The organism is Niveispirillum fermenti (genome assembly GCF_048066175.1).
Taxonomy (GTDB): Bacteria; Pseudomonadota; Alphaproteobacteria; order Azospirillales; family Azospirillaceae; genus Niveispirillum; species Niveispirillum fermenti.
Genome location: NZ_JBLTXA010000072.1, coordinates 1 through 5,677 on the forward strand (window position 1 = coordinate 1; position 5,677 = coordinate 5,677).

2 tRNA genes and 3 rRNA genes are annotated in these 5,677 nt (G+C 56.5%); all 5 read left to right on the forward strand.

Features of this window, described 5'->3' with window-relative positions:
* The first annotated feature begins 491 nt into the window (after positions 1-491).
* The 5 genes from ACM9LZ_RS25465 (at position 492) to ACM9LZ_RS25485 (ending at position 5,677) form a co-directional block, all read left to right on the forward strand.
* Positions 492-1,980, forward strand: a 16S ribosomal RNA gene (locus tag ACM9LZ_RS25465).
* A gap of 170 nt (positions 1,981-2,150) precedes the next feature.
* Positions 2,151-2,226 (forward strand) — tRNA-Ala (locus tag ACM9LZ_RS25470).
* Positions 2,227-2,528: 302 nt separating this feature from the next.
* Positions 2,529-5,278 (forward strand): 23S ribosomal RNA (locus tag ACM9LZ_RS25475).
* A gap of 106 nt (positions 5,279-5,384) precedes the next feature.
* Positions 5,385-5,499 (forward strand): 5S ribosomal RNA (gene rrf / locus ACM9LZ_RS25480).
* Together the 16S, 23S and 5S rRNA genes with 2 tRNA genes alongside form the textbook arrangement of a ribosomal RNA operon.
* A 105-nt stretch (positions 5,500-5,604) precedes the next feature.
* Positions 5,605-5,677, forward strand: a tRNA-Met gene (locus ACM9LZ_RS25485).

A 5,677-nucleotide genomic window follows, 5' to 3' on the forward strand; every position in this document is an offset into this window, starting at 1 on the left:
GGGTTTGGTGGAGCGAGTAGAAAGCGCCCCACCGACGCGCCGGAGACGCTCTGGCGGCGATGGTTGAATGATCCCTGGATTTGGGGCTTGACGGTTTAGACCGGAAGGCCTAGATGAGAAGGGGTCGGGCGGTGGCCTTGGGGTCGCTGCCATTGATGCCTTCCTCTTCTTTATGTTGGGGTTTGGTTGGCCGGTGTTGAGCCGGTTGGCGGGTGTCGTTTGGCTTGCCTTGTGGCGGCCAAGGTTCTTGGACAAGTGAATCTGTTGAGAAGGGATGCGCAGGCGGCGGGTCTTTATGAGCTGGAGGGTCTGGTTCGTATGGATACGTATGGCGCTTGAGCATCCTGGTACATGTTGCTCTATACGCCATCCACGCTATTGACCTTATCGGGTCTATGGATGGTGGATGGGTTAGGGCAGACGATTGGGAAGTTTGGCGTTTTTTCGTATCCGTCAACGAGGTTTGTTTGCTTAGGCGAGCGAGCCGCATAAAACCTGAGAGTTTGATCCTGGCTCAGAACGAACGCTGGCGGCAGGCCTAACACATGCAAGTCGAACGCATTGGTCTTCGGACTGGTGAGTGGCGCACGGGTGAGTAACACGTGGGAATGTACCCTTTGGTTCGGAATAACGTCTGGAAACGGACGCTAATACCGGATGAGCCCTGTGGGGGAAAGATTTATCGCCAAAGGAGCAGCCCGCGTCTGATTAGGTAGTTGGTGGGGTAACGGCCTACCAAGCCGACGATCAGTAGCTGGTCTGAGAGGATGATCAGCCACACTGGGACTGAGACACGGCCCAGACTCCTACGGGAGGCAGCAGTGGGGAATATTGGACAATGGGCGGAAGCCTGATCCAGCCATGCCGCGTGAGTGATGAAGGCCTTCGGGTTGTAAAGCTCTTTCGCACGTGACGATGATGACGGTAACGTGAGAAGAAGCCCCGGCTAACTTCGTGCCAGCAGCCGCGGTAATACGAAGGGGGCTAGCGTTGTTCGGAATTACTGGGCGTAAAGGGCGCGTAGGCGGCTTGTCAAGTCAGGCGTGAAAGCCCCGGGCTTAACCTGGGAACTGCGCTTGAGACTGGCAGGCTAGAGTACCGGAGAGGTGGGTGGAATTCCCAGTGTAGAGGTGAAATTCGTAGATATTGGGAAGAACACCGGTGGCGAAGGCGGCCCACTGGACGGTAACTGACGCTGAGGCGCGAAAGCGTGGGGAGCAAACAGGATTAGATACCCTGGTAGTCCACGCCGTAAACGATGTCGGCTAGACGTTGGGGCCCTTAGGGTTTCAGTGTCGCAGCTAACGCATTAAGCCGACCGCCTGGGGAGTACGGCCGCAAGGTTGAAACTCAAAGGAATTGACGGGGGCCCGCACAAGCGGTGGAGCATGTGGTTTAATTCGAAGCAACGCGCAGAACCTTACCAACCCTTGACATGCCTGGACCGCCACAGAGATGTGGTTTTCCCTTCGGGGACCGGGACACAGGTGCTGCATGGCTGTCGTCAGCTCGTGTCGTGAGATGTTGGGTTAAGTCCCGCAACGAGCGCAACCCCCACTGTTAGTTGCCATCATTCAGTTGGGCACTCTAGCAGAACTGCCGGTGACAAGCCGGAGGAAGGCGGGGATGACGTCAAGTCCTCATGGCCCTTACGGGTTGGGCTACACACGTGCTACAATGGTGGTGACAGTGGGCAGCGACCATGCGAATGGAAGCGAATCTCCAAAAGCCATCTCAGTTCGGATTGCACTCTGCAACTCGGGTGCATGAAGTTGGAATCGCTAGTAATCGCGGATCAGCACGCCGCGGTGAATACGTTCCCGGGCCTTGTACACACCGCCCGTCACACCATGGGAGTTGGCTTTACCTGAAGCCGGTGCGCTAACCTTCGGGAGGCAGCCGACCACGGTACGGTCAGCGACTGGGGTGAAGTCGTAACAAGGTAGCCGTAGGGGAACCTGCGGCTGGATCACCTCCTTTCTAAGGAAGAACCTTCCCTTTGGACGTAATCCCGGGCTTATCCGGGACATCACCTTGGTGATGGGTCCGCCGTCTCCGCATCCCTTCTCATGGATCAGATGATAGGGCCTGGTGCTTGATCGCACCGGGCTTTGTCATTGGGGTCACCGCTTGACTTTTCCCGAGAGATTGGGGGCGTAGCTCAGTTGGGAGAGCGCGTGCTTTGCAAGCATGAGGTCGTCGGTTCGATCCCGTCCGCCTCCACCAAGCTCCGTTGCGTAACGTTGAGTTTGAGGCGGTGGTGAGGATCCATGGGAAGCAACAGATCGGTTGCCTGAAAGGGTGACTGTAGGCAGCAAGGGCTGCCGGTTCTTGGACATCGTGAAAATGGTTTTGTGAAGTGTGACCGAATGGGTTCCGCTTTGCAGGGGATCTGGCCTCTTAGCCGAGAAGGTCTGGTTCTGTCGTCATTCTGCGTCAGCGGGATGAGGGACACCTGGAGAGCGGATAGTGCTGTTTGTTGTGTTCATGATGTGTGGGCTTGTCCCTGCGCGTGAGCGTGATGAATGGATCAAGCGTCTTAAGGGCATCTGGTGGATGCCTTGGCACTGAGAGGCGATGAAGGACGTGGCACGCTGCGAAAAGTCATGGGGAGCTGCGAGCAAGCTTTGATCCGTGAATATCCGAATGGGGAAACCCACCTGGCAACAGGTATCCCAAACTGAATCCATAGGTTTGGGAAGCGAACCCGGGGAACTGAAACATCTAAGTACCCGGAGGAAAGGACATCAACCGAGACTCCGCTAGTAGTGGCGAGCGAACGCGGACCAGGCCAGTGGTTGATCTTACATAACTGGAACCGTCTGGAAAGTCGGGCCAAAGCGGGTGATAGCCCCGTACAGGTAAATCGAGATCAATCCTTGAGTAGGGCGGGACACGTGAAATCCTGTCTGAACATGGGGGGACCACCCTCCAAGCCTAAGTACTCCTCAGTGACCGATAGTGAACCAGTACCGTGAGGGAAAGGTGAAAAGCACCCCGACGAGGGGAGTGAAAGAGCACCTGAAACCGGATGCCTACAAACAGTCGGAGCCTCCTTGCGGGGTGACGGCGTACCTTTTGTATAATGGGTCAGCGACTTACAGTCGGCAGCGAGCTTAAGGCGATAGCTGGAGGCGTAGCGAAAGCGAGTCTGAATAGGGCGCTTATAGTTGCCGGTTGTAGACCCGAAACCTGATGATCTAGCCATGGCCAGGTTGAAGGTGCAGTAACATGCACTGGAGGACCGAACTCACGCCTGTTGAAAAAGTCGGAGATGAGCTGTGGCTAGGGGTGAAAGGCCAATCAAATCAGGAAATAGCTGGTTCTCCGCGAAAGCTATTTAGGTAGCGCGTCGGATGGTTACCGCCGGGGGTAGAGCACTGGATGGGCTAGGGGGGATCACTCCTTACCAAACCTAACCAAACTCCGAATACCGGTGAGTATAGTCCGGCAGGCAGACGGTCGGTGCTAAGGTCGATCGTCAAGAGGGAAAGAGCCCAGACCGCCAGCTAAGGTCCCCAAGTGGTGGCTAAGTGGGAAAGGATGTGGGAAGGCCATGACAACCAGGAGGTTGGCTTAGAAGCAGCCATCCTTTAAAGAAAGCGTAATAGCTCACTGGTCTAGATAAGCCGGCCTGCGCCGAAAATGTAACGGGGCTTAAGCCACCCACCGAAGCTGCGGGTTCGATCGCAAGATCGAGCGGTAGCGGAGCGTTCCGTAAGCCGTCGAAGGTGTGTCGTGAGGCATGCTGGAGGTATCGGAAGTGCGAATGCTGACATGAGTAGCGACAAAGAGTGTGAGAAACACTCTCGCCGAAAGTCCAAGGGTTCCTGCGCAAGGTTAATCCACGCAGGGTGAGCCGGCCCCTAAGGCGAGGCCGAAAGGCGTAGTCGATGGGAACCACGTTAATATTCGTGGGCCTGCGGGTGAGTGACGGATGGGAAAGTCGGTGCGCCCTTATCGGATTGGGTGTGCCGTGGACCTGTTCCAGGAAATAGCCCCCGCATACAGACCGTACCCGAAACCGACACAGGTGGACAGGTAGAGTATACCCAGGCGCTTGAGAGAACGGTGTTGAAGGAACTCGGCAAATTACTCGCGTAACTTCGGGATAAGCGAGCCCCGTTGGTGGGCAACCATCGGCGGGGGACACAAACCAGGGGGTAGCGACTGTTTACCAAAAACACAGGGCTCTGCGAAGCCACACAAGGCGACGTATAGGGTCTGACGCCTGCCCGGTGCCGGAAGGTTAAAAGGAGGTGTGCAAGCACTGAATTGAAGCCCCGGTAAACGGCGGCCGTAACTATAACGGTCCTAAGGTAGCGAAATTCCTTGTCGGGTAAGTTCCGACCTGCACGAATGGCGTAACGACTTCCCCACTGTCTCCAACACCGACTCAGCGAAATTGAATTCCCCGTGAAGATGCGGGGTTCCCGCGGTCAGACGGAAAGACCCTATGAACCTTTACTGCAACTTTGCAGTGGCGTTAGGAATGGCATGTGTAGGATAGGTGGGAGGCTTTGAAGCATGGGCGCCAGCTCGTGTGGAGCCATCCTTGAAATACCACCCTTGCAATTCTTGACGTCTAACCGAGCCCCGTCTATCCGGGGCCGGGACCCTGCATGGTGGGCAGTTTGACTGGGGCGGTCGCCTCCCAAATGGTAACGGAGGCGCGCGAAGGTTGGCTCAGGGCGGTCGGAAATCGCCCGGCGAGTGCAATGGCATAAGCCAGCCTGACTGCGAGACTGACAAGTCGAGCAGAGACGAAAGTCGGCCATAGTGATCCGGTGGTCCCGTGTGGAAGGGCCATCGCTCAACGGATAAAAGGTACTCTAGGGATAACAGGCTGATCTCCCCCAAGAGTCCATATCGACGGGGAGGTTTGGCACCTCGATGTCGGCTCATCACATCCTGGGGCTGGAGCAGGTCCCAAGGGTTCGGCTGTTCGCCGATTAAAGTGGTACGTGAGCTGGGTTCAGAACGTCGTGAGACAGTTCGGTCCCTATCTGCCGTGGGTGTTGGAATGTTGCGAGGATTTGTCCCTAGTACGAGAGGACCGGGATGAACATACCTCTGGTGCACCGGTTGTCACGCCAGTGGCACGGCCGGGTAGCTATGTATGGAAGGGATAACCGCTGAAAGCATCTAAGCGGGAAACCCACCTCTAAACAAGCATTCCCTGAAGAGCCGTGGTAGACCACCACGTCGATAGGAGGCATGTGGAAGTGCAGCAATGCATGAAGCTTAGCCTTACTAATCGCTCGTCCGGCTTGATCCAACTCCTCACCCGAGTATACCGCTCACGCGCAGCGGCAAACCCACACTCAAACATCCAACAGCACGTCCCAAACACACCTCACAAAACCAACCCTGTTACGCGCCGACCTGGTGGTCATAGCGAGGGCCCCCCACCCGATCCCATCCCGAACTCGGCCGTGAAAACCCTCAGCGCCAATGGTACTTCGTCTCAAGACGCGGGAGAGTAGGTCGCCGCCAGGTCCGCTCGTAACAGGAACAAAAACTTCACGATACCAAAACAAAAACGCCCCTCGGCCAAATCCAAGGGGCGTTACCTGTTGCGGAAAACACTATCGTACCCTCTGACGCGGGGTGGAGCAGCCCGGTAGCTCGTCAGGCTCATAACCTGAAGGCCGCAGGTTCAAATCCTGCCCCCGCA